At 72.1% G+C, this 17,454-nt stretch carries 16 protein-coding genes; 4 read left to right on the forward strand and 12 right to left on the reverse strand.

The window, feature by feature from the left end:
- Positions 1-88: 88 nt before the first annotated feature.
- From HUO13_RS10665 to HUO13_RS10675, 3 genes are all read right to left on the reverse strand, one after another.
- Positions 89-1,330, reverse strand: a complete 1,242-nt coding sequence (locus HUO13_RS10665) for a sensor histidine kinase (protein ID WP_249124630.1) — start codon at positions 1,328-1,330, stop codon at positions 89-91.
- A complete protein-coding gene (locus tag HUO13_RS10670) occupies positions 1,327-1,983 on the reverse strand; it encodes a response regulator (RefSeq protein ID WP_211901245.1) in 657 nt (218 codons plus the stop codon). Before HUO13_RS10670 ends, HUO13_RS10665 begins: the two co-directional genes overlap by 4 nt.
- Positions 1,984-2,179: 196 nt before the next feature.
- Positions 2,180-2,917, reverse strand: a complete 738-nt coding sequence (locus HUO13_RS10675; protein ID WP_211901246.1) for an SAM-dependent methyltransferase — start codon at positions 2,915-2,917, stop codon at positions 2,180-2,182.
- A 123-nt stretch (positions 2,918-3,040) separates the two neighbouring features.
- Here HUO13_RS10675 and HUO13_RS10680 point away from each other — a divergent pair, with 123 nt between their 5' ends.
- On the forward strand, positions 3,041-3,715 hold the full coding sequence (locus HUO13_RS10680; protein WP_211901247.1) for a hypothetical protein: 675 nt from the start codon (positions 3,041-3,043) through the stop codon (positions 3,713-3,715).
- Here HUO13_RS10680 and HUO13_RS10685 read toward each other — a convergent pair.
- From HUO13_RS10685 to HUO13_RS10700, 4 genes are all read right to left on the reverse strand, one after another.
- Complete coding sequence (locus tag HUO13_RS10685; RefSeq protein WP_249124631.1) at positions 3,631-4,914, reverse strand: sialidase family protein; 1,284 nt, start codon at positions 4,912-4,914, stop codon at positions 3,631-3,633. The genes HUO13_RS10680 and HUO13_RS10685 overlap by 85 nt on opposite strands.
- A 277-nt stretch (positions 4,915-5,191) precedes the next feature.
- Positions 5,192-6,091: a sugar ABC transporter permease gene (locus tag HUO13_RS10690; protein ID WP_211901248.1), complete on the reverse strand. Its 900-nt coding sequence runs from the start codon at positions 6,089-6,091 to the stop codon at positions 5,192-5,194.
- 2 nt (positions 6,092-6,093) lie between these two features.
- Positions 6,094-7,062, reverse strand: coding sequence for a carbohydrate ABC transporter permease (locus HUO13_RS10695; RefSeq protein WP_211901249.1), 969 nt, complete (start codon positions 7,060-7,062; stop codon positions 6,094-6,096).
- 19 nt (positions 7,063-7,081) lie between these two features.
- Positions 7,082-8,320 carry an extracellular solute-binding protein gene (locus HUO13_RS10700; protein WP_211901250.1) on the reverse strand — a complete coding sequence of 413 codons (1,239 nt, stop codon included), beginning with the start codon at positions 8,318-8,320 and terminating at the stop codon, positions 7,082-7,084.
- Between the two features lie 202 nt (positions 8,321-8,522).
- Here HUO13_RS10700 and HUO13_RS10705 point away from each other — a divergent pair, with 202 nt between their 5' ends.
- The 3 genes from HUO13_RS10705 to HUO13_RS10715 all read left to right on the forward strand — a co-directional run bounded on the left by HUO13_RS10705 (position 8,523) and on the right by HUO13_RS10715 (position 12,198).
- Complete coding sequence (locus tag HUO13_RS10705) at positions 8,523-9,548, forward strand: LacI family DNA-binding transcriptional regulator (protein WP_211901251.1); 1,026 nt, start codon at positions 8,523-8,525, stop codon at positions 9,546-9,548.
- A 110-nt stretch (positions 9,549-9,658) separates the two neighbouring features.
- The gene (locus HUO13_RS10710) at positions 9,659-11,239 is read left to right on the forward strand and encodes a glycoside hydrolase family 13 protein (RefSeq protein WP_249124633.1); all 1,581 of its coding nucleotides are present in this window, start codon (positions 9,659-9,661) and stop codon (positions 11,237-11,239) included.
- Between the two features lie 107 nt (positions 11,240-11,346).
- Positions 11,347-12,198, forward strand: a complete 852-nt coding sequence (locus HUO13_RS10715; RefSeq protein ID WP_211901252.1) for a M23 family metallopeptidase — start codon at positions 11,347-11,349, stop codon at positions 12,196-12,198.
- 203 nt (positions 12,199-12,401) lie between these two features.
- On the opposite strand, the gene HUO13_RS10720 is transcribed toward HUO13_RS10715, so the two are convergent.
- Genes HUO13_RS10720 through HUO13_RS10740 form a run of 5 tightly spaced genes read right to left on the reverse strand, consistent with a single transcriptional unit; the run spans position 12,402 to position 17,316 of the window.
- Entirely contained in the window at positions 12,402-13,313 is a 912-nt protein-coding gene (locus HUO13_RS10720) for a glutaminase (RefSeq protein ID WP_211901253.1), read from the reverse strand.
- 34 nt (positions 13,314-13,347) lie between these two features.
- Positions 13,348-14,877 carry an FAD-dependent monooxygenase gene (locus HUO13_RS10725; protein ID WP_211901254.1) on the reverse strand — a complete coding sequence of 510 codons (1,530 nt, stop codon included), beginning with the start codon at positions 14,875-14,877 and terminating at the stop codon, positions 13,348-13,350.
- On the reverse strand, positions 14,874-15,656 hold the full coding sequence (locus HUO13_RS10730; protein ID WP_211901255.1) for an ABC transporter permease: 783 nt from the start codon (positions 15,654-15,656) through the stop codon (positions 14,874-14,876). Before HUO13_RS10730 ends, HUO13_RS10725 begins: the two co-directional genes overlap by 4 nt.
- Positions 15,649-16,623: an ABC transporter substrate-binding protein gene (locus HUO13_RS10735; RefSeq protein ID WP_249124634.1), complete on the reverse strand. Its 975-nt coding sequence runs from the start codon at positions 16,621-16,623 to the stop codon at positions 15,649-15,651. Before HUO13_RS10735 ends, HUO13_RS10730 begins: the two co-directional genes overlap by 8 nt.
- Before the next feature lie 21 nt (positions 16,624-16,644).
- Positions 16,645-17,316 (reverse strand): ATP-binding cassette domain-containing protein, encoded by a 672-nt coding sequence (locus tag HUO13_RS10740; protein ID WP_249124636.1) that lies wholly within the window; start codon positions 17,314-17,316, stop codon positions 16,645-16,647.
- Positions 17,317-17,454: the final 138 nt, after the last annotated feature.

Below are 17,454 nucleotides of genomic sequence, written 5' to 3' on the forward strand. Positions count from 1 at the left end.
GGCGCGATGTGCCGCCCGGTCCGGGGAGTTGCGTGATCCCGACTGGTCGATGCCGGGAGCTGAAGCCGAACGCGTGCCTGGTGCGTGCTCAGCCAGGCGCGCGTTCGGTGCCGGCTTCGTCGGTCGCCGTGGTGGAGGTGACCGGGATCCGGGCGTGGACGTGGAAGCTGCCGTCGGGCCGCCGTCCGGCCTCGAAAACGCCCTGCACCAACGAGATCCGCTCGCGCATGCCGATCAGGCCGTGGCCACCGCTGGGTACCTCGACATCCACGGGGCGCGCCGGGGGAGCGTTGTGGACCCGCACGGTGACGAACTCCGCTTCGTAGCGGAGCAGCACCTCGGTCTCGACCATCCCGGCGTGCTTGTGCACATTGGACAGCGACTCCTGGACGATCCGGTAGATCGTGCGCTGCACGTTGCCCGGCAGCCGGACCTCCGGTCCCTCGACGCGCAGCCGCACCGGCAGCCCCGCCGCCAGGGACTCCGACACCAGCTCGGGTAGTTCGCCGAGGGTGGGTTGCGGCGCCAGCGGGTCCTCCGGGGTGCCTCCCGCCAGCCGCAGCACGCCGATCACCTCGCGCAGCTCCCGCAGGGCCTGCCGGTTGGCGTCACCGACCTGCCTGGCCAGCCGCGCGGTCTCCGCGGGCTCGGTGTCGGTGCTGACCTCCAGCGCTCCGCTGTAGATCACGGCCAGGCCGACCTGGTGCGCCACCACGTCGTGCATCTCCCTGGCGATCCGCGAGCGCTCCTCGGCCAGGGCCTGCGCGGCGAGCAGGTGCTGCTCCCGCTCCAGCCGGTCGGCCCGCTCCTGCAGCTCCTCCAGCAGCCGGTTGCGGGCCTTGAGGTAGACGCCGAGCAGCACCGGCACCGCCACCAGCGAGAACGGCACTACGATGACCCACGGGACGGCAGGCGAGTCCTCGTCGCCGTCGTAGACCTGGGTGATGTCGATCGGGTTGTAATAGTCGCTGACCACGATCAGCGCGGCGACCAGTACCGACACCGCGATGAGCCTGCGCTCCGACTTGCCGTAGCGGGCCAGCGAGTACAGCGCGACGGTGATCAGGAAGATGTCGTAGCCGATCAGGATCACGCCCACCGCCGCGACGACCGGCACGATCGGCCAGCGCCTGCGCACGATCAGGGGCAGCGTGGCCACCGGCACCGTGCTCAGCGCGAACGCCCGCAGCTCGGGGCTGCGGTACTCGATGACGTCGGTGGCCACCCACAGCACCAGCGCGGTCACGCCGAGCACGACCAGCACGTCGAAGACGACGCTGCGCCGCCTCGGCCACCACAGGACCCGCCGCGACGGGCGCGCCCGGCTCACTGCTCGCTCGCGATGCCGGCGTTGTGCGCGATGAGCGCCAGCTGCACGCGGTTCTCGCAGTCCAGCTTCATAAGCAGGCGGCTGACGTGGCCCTTCACCGTGGACTCGGTGGCGCCCAGCGTCTTGGCGATCGAGGCGTTGGACAGCCCGCCGCCGACCAGCGAGAGGATCTGGCGCTCGCGCGGTGTCAGCTCGTCGAGCCCGTGCACGGCCGTCGTGCCGCGGGAGGAGTTCCGGTCGGCGAAGTGCGAGAGCAGCCGCCGCGTGACCGACGGCGAGAGCATCGCGTCGCCCTCGGCGATCACCCGGATCGCGTTGATCAGCTCCTCGGGCCGGGCGTCCTTGAGCAGGAACCCCGACGCGCCCGCCTCGATCGCCGAGTACACGTTGGCGTCGAAGTCGAACATGGTGAGGATCAGGATCTTCGGCGGCGCGGGCAGCGAGGTGATCTGCCTGGTCGCGGCCAGCCCGTCGAGCCTGGGCATCTGGATGTCCATGACCACGACGTCCGGTGCGTGCCGCCGGACCCCGGTCACGGCCTCGGCGCCGTCCCCTGCCTCGGCGATGACGGTGATGTCGCCCGCGCTCTCCAGGATCTTGCGCAGCCCCGCGCGCACGATCTGCTCGTCCTCGGCCAGGAGTATCCGCGTCACGCCGACACACTACTTGCGCTACCAGGCGAACTCGAACCAGAACTTTCGTTTTCGCTGGTCGTGCGATCGTCGTAGGGCGACGCCGAAGTCGTCGGCGGCGTCGGTCCCGCGGCTCGTCCATAACGTCCAGAGTGGACGGTCCGGTCGCCGCCGACGAGCTGCGGGGCCGACAGCCACGACCGTCGTCCTGGTCCGATCAGCGGCGGGCGAGCACGAGCATCCGCCTGCACTCGGCGGTCAGCGGCTCGCCGTCCTCGCCGAACCCCTCGACCTCGCCGAAGCCGGCGGCCAGCAGCCAGTCGCGGAGCTCGGGGAAGCCGAACATGCGGGTGAAGTAGTGGAAACGCCGCGCCCGTCCATCCCGGACGATGGTCCGCTCGACGATGTTGCGGCTGGTGAGCGGGTCGAACCGGTGCCGGTCGACGAGCAGGTCGCCGTCGATCTCCTGCACGATGGAATGCTGGTAGGAGCGCAGGACGTACGCCTGGTTGTTCAGTTCCAGCAGCAGCCGGCCACCCGGTCGCAGGGCCTGGAATGCCTGGTCGAGGACCCGCCGGTTGCCCGCGTCGTCGAAGTAGCCGAAGGCGGTGAACCAGTTGACGATCGCGTCGAAGTGGCCGGTCCACGGCAGTTCGCGCATGTCGCCCTGGACGTAGTCGACCTCGACGCCGCGTTCGCGGGCGTCCTGCCTGGCGTGGTCCAGGAACACCGGCGTGATGTCCAGCCCCGACACCGCGAACCCCCGCGCGGCGAGCCGGTTGGCGATCCGGCCGTGCCCGCAGGCCAGGTCCAGCACCCGCGCTCCGGGCCGCGGTTCCAGCAGCCGCTCCACGAGCTCGGCCTCGGCGTCGCTGCGCTCCTCCAGCGGCCGCTCGGCGAAGCGCAGGTAGTCCTCGTCGAACAGGTCCTCGGTGTCGAAGGGCGGCGTTGGCATCGCGCCTCCTGGGTTTCCGGGCGGAGCACGCATCTTCCCGCGCGGGAGGCGGCGGTGCCAACGGATTTCCCCGGCCTGGAATTTCGCTCGTCAGCGCCGCCGCGACTGCCGATACTTCGCCGAATGACCGAAGGGAGACTCGTGCTCGGCGGCTATGTCGCGGCGGCGCGCGCGGTGCGCATGCGGTGGCAGAACGCCGAGGTGCTGCCGCGGTGGCTGGTCACGGCGAGCGGGTGCATCGCGCGCGCCGAGCCCGGGCCGGAGGCGGCCTGGTACACCGACCGGTCCGCGGCTCAGCGGCGCGGCACCGGCGTGCTCGCGCTGGGGTTCGAGGCCGAGCACGCGGCCGGGCTCGTCGAGGAGATCACCGCGGACTTCGTCCAGACGCGGGGCTGGCGCTACGGCCACCAGGCCCCGGAGTGCCTGGAACTGCTCGTCCGCGGCGCCGGGATGCCCGCCGACGCGCGGCTGCGCGGGTTCGAGGTGATCGGCGTCGAGTGGAACCTCAGCCACCTGCACTCGTGGCTTTGCCACGGCTACGAGGCCGAGGTCGCCGGCGAGCTGGGAATCCGCCCGAACCGGTTCGGGCTGCTCGACACGCACCGGCAGGCATGCGAGGTGCTGGAGTGGATGGACTCGCTGCCCGCCGCACGCGCTGCGGAGCCGGTCTACTGGACCGTGGCCGCCGTCGCGGAGTGCGGCGGGCCGGAGCCTCAGCGGGCGAGGTCGGACTCGTTGAACCGCGCGTACCGGATCGTCTCGTGCGCGTCCTCGGACGCGGGGGAGCCCGCCTCGTAGAGCAGCCCTGCCCAGCCGCCGCCGAGGTTGACCAGGTCGGAGTAGGCCGCCCACGTCGCGTCGATGACGGTGCCGCTCTCCTGCCAGGTCGCGCCCTCGTCGGAGGAGGTCCGGATGCGCATCGTGTGCCGCCGGTGGTCCATGGCCGGGTCGGTGTTGTACGGCCCGGAGAACAGCACGAGGTTGTTCGGGTCACCGGCGGTCTTCGCGCGCAGCCGCACGACCGAGCCCTGCACCACGGGCCCCTTCAGCTCGGGCACGAGGGCGAAGTCCTGGCTGAAGCTCGCGCCGGCGTCGGTGCTGACGGCGTCCGCGCGGTTGCCGGTGGGCGTCTCGGTGCCGCTGTTGTCCTGGTTGCGGGCGGCGGTGTAGACGTGGCCGTCGACGGTCTCCAGCAGGCTCAGCTCCTGCGGGGTGATCTTCTCGCCGGTGCGGTCGTCGAGCGCGCCGAGCTGCCAGGTGGTGCCGCCGTCGTCGCTGTAGACCAGGCCCGCGCCCTTCAGGCCGCCGCCACCGCCGAAGTTGATGCCCGCCAGCATCCGGTTCTGGTGGTCGCCGGGGCGGGTGAGCTGGAGGCCGTGCCCGGGGCCGGTGGCGTACCAGGTGCTCCACTCGGTCTTCGTCAGCTGCGGCTGCGCCTTCGGCGCGGTCCACTTCGTGCCCTTGGGATCGGTGCTGTGCTGCAGGTACGGGGTGCGCGTGCACTTGCTGCCCGGGTTGCACTCCGGACCGGGGTTGTGCGTGGTCAGCAGCGAGATGCGGCCGGTGACGCGGTCGACGACCGGGACCGGGTTGCCGCGGGTGTCGCCCGCGCCGTCGCTGACCAGCTCCAGGCCGCCCCAGGTGCGGCCGTCGTCGGTGGAGCGCTTGAGCACGACGTCGATGTCACCGGTGTCGTCGCAGTTGTTGTTGCGGCCCTCGGCGAAGGCCAGCAGCGTGCCGCGGTCCTGGGTGCGCACGATCGCGGGGATGCGGAAGCAGTTGTAGCCGCCCTCGCCCTTGCGGAAGATCGTCGTGCCCGCGATGGCGGCACCGCCGCCTTCCGCCTTGGCGAAGACGGGGGAAGCGGCGTTCCCGGCGGCCTTCGGCTCCTCCGGTGCCGCGGCGGGTGCACCGGCGCACGCCGAACCCAGGGCCGCCGCCGCCAGCACCGCCGCCGCGGTCCGCACGCCTGCTCGCCACCTGTGTCGCAAGTCCATGTCTGTCCTCTCGGCCGTGCGCTCGGGTGCGCCGGCAGCTCGCGGGGATGGACAAGATCAGTAGCATCCTGCCACGCGAGTTGGAAAAGAACCGCCGAATGAACAGATCTGAAAATCTTGGACAGTGGCGATGTTCGCAGCAACGCATGGAGCCGGACGGGCCAACGGGCTCGATCAGGCGGCGCGTGGGTGGCCGAACCCAGCGCGACCGGTCGAACAGGACGGCCGGGGGAGCGGGTGCTCCGGTGCCCCCGACGGGCGGGGACACCGGAAACCCTCAGCCCTTCACACTGCCCGCGGACAGGCCGCTGACCAGGAAGCGCTGCACGAGGTAGAACACCAGCACCGCGGGCACGGCCACCAGCACCGACGCCGCGGCCAGGTGGCCCCACTCGGTGCGGTTCTGCTGCACGAAGACCTGCAACCCCACGGCGAGGGTCTTGGAGCGGTCGTCGGCCGACAGCAGCGCCGATGCGAAGGCGACCTCGCCCCACGCGACGATGAACGAGTAGAACGCGGTCACCGCGAGCCCGGGCCTGGCCAGCGGCAGCACCAGCCGCCAGAACACCCCGAACGGCGAGAGCCCGTCGACCCGGCCCGCCTCGTCGATGTCGGTCGGGATGGAGTCGAAGTAGCCCTTGAGCATGAACGTGGCGAACGGGATCGCGGTGCTGCAGTAGACCAGCACCAGCCCGAGCACGCTGCCCTGGAGTCCCAGGTGGAGCAGGATGTTGTACAGCGGCACGATCAGCACCGCGAACGGGAACATCTGCACCACCAGGAAGGACAGCAGCAGCCAGTGCCTGCCGGGGAAGCGGAACCGGCTGGCCGCGTAGGCGGTGGTGGCCGCCATGAGCACGCCGAGCACGGTCGTCAGCGCGGCGATCAGCACGGAGTTGCCGAACCAGCTCAGGAATGCGCCCTTCGAACCCGACAGCACGTCGGCGTAGTTGTCCAGGCTGGACTCGTTGAACAGCGTCGGAGTCGACTCGATCGCCTTGGCGTTCGGCTTGAACGACACCACCAGCACCCAGAACACCGGGAACACCGCCACGAGCGAGGCGAAGACCAGCGCCGAGTGCAGTGCCACGCTGGAGAGCGCCGACCGCCGGGTGCGGTGGGAACGGCGGTCGGCGACCGGGGCCGCCGCTCGCAGCGAAGCCGCGTCGATGGACATCTCTACAGCACCTCCCCCTGGCCGCGCATCGCGCGGCGGTAGACGGTGGCGAACACCAGCAGCACGGACAGGATCAGCACGCCGTAGGTGGAGGCGATGGCGAAGTCGCGGGTCGCGCCCGAGAAGAACCGCTCGAAGGCGTAGGTGACCAGGATCCGGGTGTGCGGGTTGTTCCCGGTCATCAGGTAGATCACCGGGAACATGTTGAACGTCCAGATCACGCCGAGCAGCACCACGCTCGACGACACCGTGCGCAGTCCCGGCAGCGTCACGTGCACGAACCGCTGCCACGGCGTGGCGCCGTCCATCTCGGCCGCCTCGTAGAGGTCGGCCGGGATGGCCTGGAGCCCGCCCAGCAGCGCCACCATCATGAACGGCACGCCCAGCCAGACGTTGACCACGACGACCGACACCAGCGCCAGGTCCGACTGGCCCAGCCACACCTGGCCGGGCAGCCCGACCGCCTCCAGAGCCCAGTTGACCAACCCGTACTCGGAGTTGAACAGGTACTTCCAGGCGAACGCGCTGATGAACACCGGCACCGCCCACGGCAGGATGAGCAGAACCCGGTACAGGGTGCGAAAGCGCATCGGCCGGTTCAGCAGCACCGCCAGCGCGAGCCCGATCGTGTAGTGCAAGAACACGCACGCGAACGTCCAGATCAGCGTCCGTGCCAGGGTCGCCCAGAACGCGCCGTAGGACGGGTCGCCGGAGAGCACGTGGAAGTAGTTCTCCAGGCCGGTGATCTCGTAGCGGGCCGGCCGGTCCAGCACCGGGTTGGCGATGTTGTTGTCGTTGATGTCGGTGAAGCTGAAGTACAGGCCCTGCAACAGCGGGAACACCACGAGCACCCCGAGCACGACCACGACGGGCAGGACCATCGCGTAGACGAACCAGAAGCGCCCGAGGAACGTCCGCACGCGCCCGGGTCTCCCGGCGAGCGCAACGGGTTTCTCGGCGGTGAGGGTCATCGCTGCCTCCCGTCGGCGCTCAGCGCTTGGCGTAGTCGGGGACAACGGTGTCCTTGTAGAGCTTCGCCGTCTCGTCCAGCGTGGTCCTGGTGTCCTTGCGCCCGGCCAGGATGTCGGCGAAGGCGGTCTGCAGCGGGTCGAGCAGCTCGGCGCCCTCCGGGATCCACGCCCGGGAGTGGGCGCTGTCGACCATCGGCTTGAACGCGGCCACCATCCGGTTGCCGGTCACCGCGGGGGAGTCGTAGGCCGAGCGCCGCGTCGGCAGCAGCCCGAGCTTCTCGGCGATGGCGACCTGGTTCGGCGTGCTGCTCATGCACTCGACGAACTTCGTCGCGGCCTCGGTCGCGTCGCTGCCCTGCCGGACGACGTAGTCGTGTCCGCCTGCGGGGGAGGGCGTGGCCGAGCCGGGGACCTGGGCGATGCCGAGGTTGGCCGGGTCGGCGAACTCCGGCGACTCCAGGTACTCCGCGGCCGCCCACGGGCCGTCGACCACCATCGCGACCTCGCCGGAGGTGAACGCCGCCTTCATGTTGCCGTAGGAGTTCGGCTGGTCCAGCGCGGTGCGCGCGGCCCCGGCGTCGAGCAGGTCCTTGGCCATCTGCAGCCCGCGGACGCTCTCCGGGGAGTTGACCTCGATGGTCCGCGCCTGGGTGTCGACCATGTCGCCGCCGTAGGTGTAGAGGAACGGCAGCGCGTAGTACTCGTCGTTGTTGATGAAGAACGCCTTGTCGCCGCCGAGCTTCGGGGCGATGTCGCGCAGCTCCTCCCAGGACTTCGGCGGTGCGACACCGGCCTCGTCGAGCTTGCGCTTGTTGTAGAACAGCGCGAGCGTGTCGGTGACCTGGGGGACGCCGTAGCCGCGCCCCTCGTACTTGGTGGATTCCAGCGGACCGGCGAGGAAGTCGCCGGTGTCGGTGCCCAGCGGGGTGCCGGAGAGGTCCTGGATCAGACCCGCTCGCGCGAGCTGGGCGACCCAGCCGACGTCGGCGCGCAGCACGTCCGGGCCCTGCCCGCCCTGGGCGGCGGTCTTGTAGTTGTTCAGGGCCTGGTCGAACGACACCGCCTCCACGGCGACCTCGTAGCCGCCGGTGCGGCCGCATTCGCGGGCGATCCCGGCGAACACCGAGCTCTCGGACGGGTTGCTGGTGTCCCAGTAGACGACGCGGTTGGCGTTGCCCGCGCCCGAGCCGCAAGCGGTGAGTGCGAGCGCGCTGACCAGGCCGAGTGCGGCGACGGTGGCGGTGGCCTTCGGTCTCATGAGGCGGTGTCCTCCCAGCTTTGCAAAAACTTGCGAGTACCTGGCCGTAAATTGCATACCCGAAATGTGAGAGGAGTCAAGGTTTTTCGGATGTTCACCGAGCGAGATCCGGAGTCGCGTCAGGTCAACGTTTGCAAAAGGTTGCGCCACCGTGCAGGATTGTGGGCGCAACACCGCCGTCGGCGAGGAGGAACGATCTGAAGTGGCGGGTCTGTCGGATATCGCCAAGGCTGCCGGAGTCAGCGTGTCGACGGTCAGCCGGGTGCTCAACCGCCGGGCGGGCATCAAGGAGGACACCCGCCAGCGAGTGCTGGCCGTGCTCAACGAGATGCCGCACACCGCGCGCGGCATCGGTGCGCTGCGCCGCACCGGCGTGATCGGCCTGCTGGTGCCGGAGCTGTCCAACCCGGTGTTCCCGGCCTTCGCCGAGGCCCTGGAGGCGCGCGCGGTCGGCGCGGGCTACGCCTCGCTGCTGTGCAACACCCGCGTCGGGATGAGCGAGGAGGACTACGTCCGGATGCTCATCGCCCGCGGGGTGGAGGGCATGATCTTCGTGTCGCCGGAGATCGCCAACACCGAGGGCGAGCAGCGCATCAGCCGCAGCTATTACGAGAAGCTGCTGGCCGACGGCGTGCGCATGGTCTTCGTCAACGGCGGTGCGCCGACGCTGGACGTGCCCGACGTCGCCGTCGACGAGCACCTGGCCGGCTACGCCGCCACCCGCCACCTGCTCGACCTCGGGCACCGGCGGATCGGCTTCGTCAGCGGCCCCGCCCGCGCGGTGCCCTCGCGGCTCAAGCGCGCCGGATGGGCCGCGGCGCTGGAGGAGGCCGACGTCGCCGCGGACCCGCGGCTGGTCGCGCACGCGCCGTTCGGAGCGGAGGGCGGCGCGCAGGCCATGGCCGAACTGCTCGACACCGCGGGCCCCACCGCGGTTATGTGCTCGTCGGACGTCATGGCGCTCGGCGCGATGCGCGAGGCCAAGCGCCGCGGACTGGCCACCCCGGAGGACCTCTCGGTGGTCGGCTTCGACGACATCGCGCTGGCCTCCTACTGCCAGCCCGCGCTGACGACGCTGGCGCAGCCGATCGAGGAGATGGCCGCCGCGGCGGTGGACGAGCTCTCCCGCCGCCTCGACCCGGACCAGCCCGGCCGCGCGACGACGAGCTTCAGCCGGATGTTCCGCCCGAACCTGGTGGTCCGGGAGTCCACCGCCGCGCCGCGCTGACCGCCGCGGGGCGAATCGCTTGCAGGAGAAGTCGGAGTTCCGGCCTCCACGCGCGTGCGCGCGGCCGGAGCCGACCGCCACATCGGCGGGAACCGTGGGAAGGGGTACTGGTGCTCAGGGGTGCGGGAGTGCGCGGAACGGCCGCCGACTGGTGGCGCGACGCGGTGGTGTACCAGGTCTACGTCCGCAGCTTCGCCGACGCCGACGGCGATGGGATCGGCGATCTGGCGGGCGTGCGCGCCAGGCTGCCGTACCTGGTGGAGCTGGGCGTGGACGCGGTCTGGCTCACGCCTTTCTACCCGTCGCCGATGGCCGACGGCGGCTACGACGTCGCCGACTACTGCGACGTCGACCCGATGTTCGGCACGCTCGCCGACTTCGACGAGCTGCTGGCGCGGGCGCACTCGCTCGGCCTGAAGGTGATCGTCGACGTCGTGCCCAACCACACCTCCGACGCGCACCCGTGGTTCGCCGAGGCGCTGGAAGCCGGGCCGGGCGACCCGGCGCGGGAGCGGTACCTGTTCCGCGACGGACGGGGTGAGAAGGGAGAGCTGCCGCCCAACGACTGGGAGTCGATCTTCGGCGGTCCGGCGTGGACCCGCGTCGCCGACGGCCAGTGGTACCTGCACCTGTTCGCCCCCGAGCAGCCCGACCTGAACTGGCGCAACCCGCAGATCCGCGCGGAGTTCCGCAAGGTGCTGGGGTTCTGGCTGGACCGCGGGGTCGACGGCTTCCGGATCGACGTCGCGCACGGCATGATCAAGCACCCCGACCTGCCCGACACCGGGCTGCACCAGCAGATCTCCCTGCTCGGCCGGGCCGAGCTGCCCTACTTCGACCAGGACGAGGTGCACGGCATCTACCGGGAGTGGCGCGAGCTGCTGGACTCCTACGAGGGCGCCCGCATCGGGGTGGCCGAGGCGTGGGCCCCCACCAGCAGCCGCCTGGCCCGCTACGTGCGCCCGGACGAGCTGCACCAGGCGTTCAACATGGCGCTGCTGGAGTCGCCGTGGTCGGCCGACGGCTTCCGCTCGGTCATCGACGACTCGCTCGCGGCCAACGACGCCGTCGGGGCCACCACGACCTGGGTGCTGGGCAACCACGACGTCAAGCGCCCGGTGACCCGCTACGGCGACGGTGAGACCGGCCTGCGCCGGGCGCGGGCGGCGGCGCTGCTCAGCTTCGCGCTGCCCGGCTCGGTCTACGTCTACCAGGGCGAGGAGCTGGGGCTTCCGGAGGTGCTGGACCTGCCGGAGGAGGTGCTGCAGGACCCGGTGTGGGAGCGCTCCGGGCGCACCGACCGGGGCCGCGACGGCTGCCGCGTCCCGATCCCGTGGGAGGGTGCCGACGCGCCGTTCGGGTTCGGCCCGGCCGGGAGCTGGCTGCCCGTCCCGCCCGGCTGGGCGCGGCTCTCGGTCGAGGCGCAGCGCGACCGCGGCGACTCGGTGCTGTCGACCTACCGCGAGGCGCTCGCGCTGCGGCGCGAGCTCGGCCCGGACGGTCTGGAGTGGATGGACGCCCCCGCGGGCGTCCTGGCCTTCCGGCGCGGCCCGGGATTCGTGTGCGCGCTGAACCTCGGCTCCGAGCCGGTGTCGCTAAACCTCCCGGGACGGCTGCTGTGCCGCAGCGACGCGGGCACCGACTGGTCCGGTGTGCTCCCCGTCGACACCGCCGTCTGGCTGGCGGGCTGACCGGCGAGTCCGGTGGGGAATGATTCACCGAAAATCCTCCCAATAGGTCTATTTCTTGCCGGAGCCGCGTGGTCACATCGATACCCCTGCACACGAGGAGGTAGTCGATGACCATCTTGCGGCGATTAGCCGTCGGCGCCGCGGCACTGGCGCTCGCGGGGCTGGGCGTGGTCGGCATCGGGCAGACGCCCGCGTCGGCCGCGCCCAACTTCCAGGTGCCCTTCGCCTGCGGTGTCACCGTCACCGCGGCCACGTTCAGCGGCCACAACCCGCCGAACTCGGTCGACTTCCAGAAGAGCGGCATCACCGGCATGCCGGTGCTCGCCTCAGCCGCGGGCAAGGTCACCAGGGTGGCCAACGAGGGCGACACCAGCTACGGGCGCTGGGTCGAGATCGACCACGGTGCCGGCTGGACCACCCGCTACGCGCACCTGAACAGCCAGACGGTCTCGGTCGGCCAGCAGGTCGCCCTCGGCGCCAAGATCGGCACCGCCGGTGCGACCGGTGGCGTGACCGGACCCCACCTGCACTTCGAACAGCGCCTCAACGGCACCGCCCAGAAGGCCAAGCTCGACGGCGTCGCGGTCCCGTACTACGGCCACACCGACTTCACCAGCAAGAACAACTGCAGCGGCAACCCCTACACGCCCACCGAGGTGTGCGGCGCCGGCTACAGCGTGATCGACCAGCAGGCGCTGGGCGGGGCGGGCACCACCTACCTGCTCTACAACGCGTCCAACTCCAACAACTGCGTTGTCACGCTGAAGTCCAGGTCGCTGGGCACGGCGTCGGCGGCCTCGGCGTTCCTGGAGGTGAAGGGGACCGCGCGGGTCACCGACAGCGGCAACTTCACCTACTACGCCGGCCCGGTGCGCAAGGTCGCCAAGGCCACCTGCGTGAAGTGGGGCGGCTCGGTCGGCTCGGAGTCCTACACCAGCCCGTTCGAGCACTGCGACTAGGCAGAACCTCGTTCCTGTCCTTGAACTCGCCTTGCGTGGCGGTTCCGGTGGCGGAACCTCAGGCGTCCTCTGGCTCCGGGATCTTTTTCTGACGTATCACCCATACGCTGCGAAAAAGCTGTCCTCGCCAGAGGACGTCTGAGAACCCGCGGCGGTGCCGGTTGCGGGGGTGGGCCAAGCGGCTGCGCCGCTTCGAAGACCCGCTAGAAGACGGACCAGCCGGTCAGGGTGGTGAAGTGGTCGAGGGCGGCCACGCCCGCCACCGAGTTGCCGCGCCGGTCCAGTCCGGGGCTCCACACCGCGACAGCGCAGCGCCCCGGCACGATCGCCAGGATGCCGCCGCCCACGCCGCTCTTGCCCGGGATCCCGACGTGGTAGGCGAACTCCCCGGCGGCGTCGTAGGTCCCGCAGGTCAGCATGATCGCGTTGATCCGCTTGGCCTGGCTGCGGCTGAGGTGGCCGGTGCCGTCGCGGCGCACCCCGTGCCGGGCCAGGAACAGCCCGGCCTGCGCCAGGTCGCGGCAGCTCATCGCGATCGAGCACTGCCGGACGTACTGGTCGATCACCTCGTCCACCGGGTTGCGCATGTTGCCGTAGGACGCCATGAAGTGCGCCAGCGCCAGGTTGCGGTCGGCGTTGGCCCGCTCCGAGATCGCCACCTCGTCGTCGACCGGCAGCGCCGGGTTCGCGCTCTCGGTCCGCAGGAACTCCAGCAGCGCGGCGACCGCGTCGCCGGTGAGGGAGATGAGCTGGTCGGTGACCGCCAGCGCACCGGCGTTGATGAACGGGTTCCGCGGGATGCCGCGCTCGTGTTCCAGCTGCACCAGGGAGTTGAACGGGTTGCCCGACGGCTCCCGCCCCACCCGGCGCCACAGTGTGTCGTCGCCTTCGGCGAGCACCATCGCGAGCGTGAAGACCTTGGAGATGCTCTGCATCGAGAACGGCGTCTCCCAGTCGCCCGCGCCGTGCACGCCGCCGTCCACCTCGGCCACCCCGATGCCGAACCGGTCCGGAGCCACCCGGGCCAGCGCGGGGATGTAGTCGGCGACCTCCCCGCTCCCGCGCAGCGGGGCGATCGCGTCGGTGATGCGTTCGAGCAGCGGTGACATCTCCACCAGAGCATGGTGGCGGATCACGCGGGCGGACGGCTCAGCGGTCGGCCGAGAGCACCGAGCCGAGCGCGTCGGCGACCGCGCTCAGCGGATCGACGGGGAAGTGCTCGCAGCGCCAGGCGACGGTGGCGTCCGGTCGCAGCAGCGCGGCGCCGTCGGTCAGGTCGTAGGCGGCGGCGATGCGGTCGCGGTCGGCGCCGCCGGGCACGACCGCCAGCGCGACACCGGCGCGCGCGGCCGCCTCCACCGCGGGTGCCGACCACGCCGGGTCGGGGCTGACGAGCGCGAACCCGTTCCGGGCGAGGTCGAGGGTGGACGTGCGGCCGTCGTCGAGCCAGCAGTGCGGGGCACGCCGCCCGGGGGAAGCGGGTGCGTCCCACCGCTCGCAGAGCAGCACGGCGTCGGACCGATAGGGATCACCGAGCAGCGCCGCGTCGTCCTTGCGCCGGGCCGGCAGCTCGGTTCGCCAGCGAAGCCAGCCGGGGTCGGCGCGGACGGTCGCCACCGCCGCGCGGTCGCGCTCCACGTGCCGCTCCGCGCTGGGCCGCCGCTCCTGCTCGTAGGTGTCGAGCAGCCGGGACCCGGCATGCCCGCGCAGCACGGCGGCCAGCTTCCACGCCAGGTTGTCCGCGTCCTGCACCCCCAGGTTCAGCCCCGAACCGCTGAACGGCGACACCAGGTGCGCGGCGTCTCCGGCCAGGAAGACCCGGTCGTTGCCGAACCACGGCGCCACCGCGCTGCGCATCGTCCAGTCGGCGGTCTCAAGGACGTCGACCGCGACATCGGCCCCGACCGCGGTCCGGACGGCGCCCGCCGGGTCCGTGCGCGCCAGCGGGTCGGCGCCGTCGTGGATCTGGTTGAACGTCCACCGGTCCGGCTGCGCGGCGGGCTGGAGGAAGCCGCGGACGCCGCCGTGGTCGAGGAAGTAGATCGTGCTGCCGAGTCCGGCCACCAGCGGGCCGAGGTCGGCCTCGAACAGCACGAGGGTGTTGGCCACCGGCGGATCGGCGGGGGCGAGCTCTGCCGGACCGCCGAACGTCTCCCGGACGGCGCTGTGCGCGCCGTCGGCGCCGACGAGGTAGCGGCCTCGCAGCACCTGCCCACCGGACGTGCGGACCTCCACGCCGTCGTCGTCACCGCGGGCGCCGGCCACCTCGGTGCCCGGCAGGAACCGGATGCGGGCATCAGCCAGCACCCTGGCCAGGAGGACGCCTTCCACGACGTCCTGCGGGCACACGACCGTGGTGCACGGGCTCAGCTCCGCCCGCGCACCGTGCCGCGCCGTCTGGTCGGTGTGCCCGGCGCGGGCGTCGGCGAGGGTGGCGGCGAAGGTGAAGGGCAACCGGATCCGTTCCGACGCCAGCGCCGCGGCGCTGATCTCGTCGGCCACGCCCAGCGCGCGGAAGATCTCCATCGAGCGCAGCGTGACCGCGCGCGCCTTCGGGGTGGACGAAGGCTCCGACCGGCGTTCGACGACGGTGCACGACACCCCGAAATGGGCGAGCAGCAGGGCGGTCGTGAGGCCGGTGGGGCCGCCGCCCGCGATCAGGACCTGGTCGTTCATCATCGGGCTCCAACGGGTTCTGCGGCGCGGGAGGCGGCGCCGCGGTGAGCGGGACGGGCGACCAGCCAGTCGGTGACCAGCGCGGCGGCGACCGCGACCAGCGCCCACGCGAAGACCTCGGCGGTTGCCAGGTTCCCGCGCGCCTGCGCGACGGCCGCGCCCACGCCGTCCGGTGCGACCAGCAGCTCGGCCATGATCGCCACGCGCAGTCCGCCGGCACCGCACAGCGACGCCGCCGAGCGCAGCGCGGGGACCAGCGCGGGCAGTTGCAGGTGCCGCAGCCGCGCCAGCGGGGGCAGCCGGTAGACCCGGGCCATCTCCAGCAGGTCGGCGTCGATCGCGCGGGCCGCCTCGGCCACGGTCACCTTCGCGGTCGGCACCGTCACGACGACCACCACGAGGACGGCCACCGCACCCGCGTCGCCGAGCCACACCGTGCCCAGCACGGCGGGGATCACCGGCGGCAGGCCGAGCAGCAGTCCGCGAAGCGGGCGCCCGGACTCGTCGATCCAGCGCCGGGAGGCGCTGGCCAGGCCCCACAGCGCACCCGCAGCGATGCCGATCGCCACGCCCACCGCGGCCCGGCTCAGCGTGGTCCGGAGCTGCGCCGCGAGCTCGCCGCTCCACGCGAGGTCGCGCAGGGCGGCGGCGGTCTCGGCGGGGGACGGCACCAGGATCTCCGGCTGCTGCCACGCGACGGCCTGCCAGCACCCGGCCAGCACCGCCACGCCCACCACGGCTGCGCCGCTGAGACGCAGGCGGCGCCCGCGACGCTCAGACACCGAAACCGTCCCCGGGCACCCTGCCGCCGATCGTCTCCGGGGCGTGCTCCAGGAGCCGCCGGTAGAGGACGTCGAGGTCGGCCCGTGCCTGCACACCCGTGCGGAAACCGGTACCGCCGCGGCCGAGGAGCTCGGACACCACCTGGGGCGGCAGCTGGAGTTCGGCGGCCACCGCCCCGGCCGAGGCCGCGGCGTTCGCGGTCGCCGCGCGCAGGTGGTCCTGGAGCGCGCGGACCACCTCGGGGCGCCCCGTCGCGAGTTCGCCGCGAACGGCGACCGCCATCAGCGGCAGTGACGTGCTCCCGGTGGTCGCGCGCCACTCGGCCGCCGGGTCGAGGAACCTGGTGCCCGGTCTGCCGGCCTCTGCGGCACGCAGCAGCGCCAGCGAGGCCGACGGCTCGGGCAGCACCGCGAAATCCGCCCTGCCCACTGCGAACTCGGCGACCGCCTCCGGGAGCTGCGCGTGGTAGCGGAACCGCACGTCCACGTCCGGGCGCAGACCGCCCGCCCGGGCGAGCAGCCGCGTCAGCACGTCGGTGATGTCACCTCGGAACGCGACGTCGACGGTCGCGCCGCGCAGCGCCTCCCACGGCCCGATCCCCGCCCGGGCGCGGCCGACCCCGGCCAGCAACGCCTGGTCCAGCACTCCCAGCACCCGCACGTCGACGCCCTTGGCGGCCAGGTTCGCCGCCGCCGTCGAGGGCAGCACCGCGACGTCGACCTGGCCGCCGACCAGACCGGCCCGCAGCTCGTCGGGCGTCCTGGCCCGGCTGATCCGCACCGCGCCGACACCGGGCAACGCCGCGCCGCCCGTCCGGAGGCCGGTCAGCGCCGCCTCCGCGACGACGTTGGCGACGCTGACGACCCGCAGCGCGTCCGCCTGCGGCCGCGTGCCGCCCGTGCAGGCGCCGAGCACGGCGGGCAGCGGGGGCAGCGCCGCGATGCGCATGAACGTCCGACGTTTCACCGATACCTCTGCTTTCGAAGGTCAGGCCGAGCCGAGGCGGCTGGTCGGCACGAGTCGGGCCCGCCCGCCGGTGCCGATGAGCAGTGCGCGCTCGGCCACGGCGGCGGCTTCTTCCGGGTCGTGGGTGACCCACAGGGCGGCGGCGCCGCCGAGGTGCCTGCACGCCGCCGCGGTGGCGGATCGGCGTGCCTGCCGGTCGACCGCCGACAGCGGTTCGTCGGCCAGCAGCAGCGCGGGGCGGACCACCAGCGCGCGCACCAGCGCCACCCGCTGGCGCATCCCTCCGGAGAGCTCGGCCGGGCGCCGGTCGGCGGTGCCGCCGACGCCGAACTCGTCGAGCAGGCTCAGCGCGCGTTCGCGCGCGGTCCGGCCTTCGCGGCGTCCCAGCGGGATCAGCACGTTCTGCAGAACGGTGCGCCAGGGCAGCAGCCGGTGCTCGGCGAAGGCGTAGCCGAGGCGTCCGGGCGGGGTCCGCACCGAGCCGCCGGACGGGGCGAGCAAGCCCGCCACCACCCGCAGCAACGAGGTCTTGCCCGCGCCGGAGGGACCGAGGACGGCGAGGACCTCGCCCCCGCGGACGTCGGCGGTGACCTCGCTCAGCACCGCCCGGCCGCCGCGCTCGACCGAAACCCGCTCCAGCGACAGACCGGTTTCGGCATCCGGTGGTTTAGGTGAGCCTTCCCTTGCTGGCACGTTGGCGAGTGTAGCGACCTAAGCTCTAGAGTCCTACTACAACAAGCGGGTGATCGTCGACGAGATCGGTGCGGCACGTGGAGCAACCCCGACCCGCGTCGTGCGGCGAAGTCGCGCCAAAGCGGCACTTCCGGCGGA

It is taken from the genome of Saccharopolyspora erythraea (assembly GCF_018141105.1).
In the GTDB taxonomy this organism is placed as follows: Bacteria; Actinomycetota; Actinomycetes; order Mycobacteriales; family Pseudonocardiaceae; genus Saccharopolyspora_D; species Saccharopolyspora_D erythraea_A.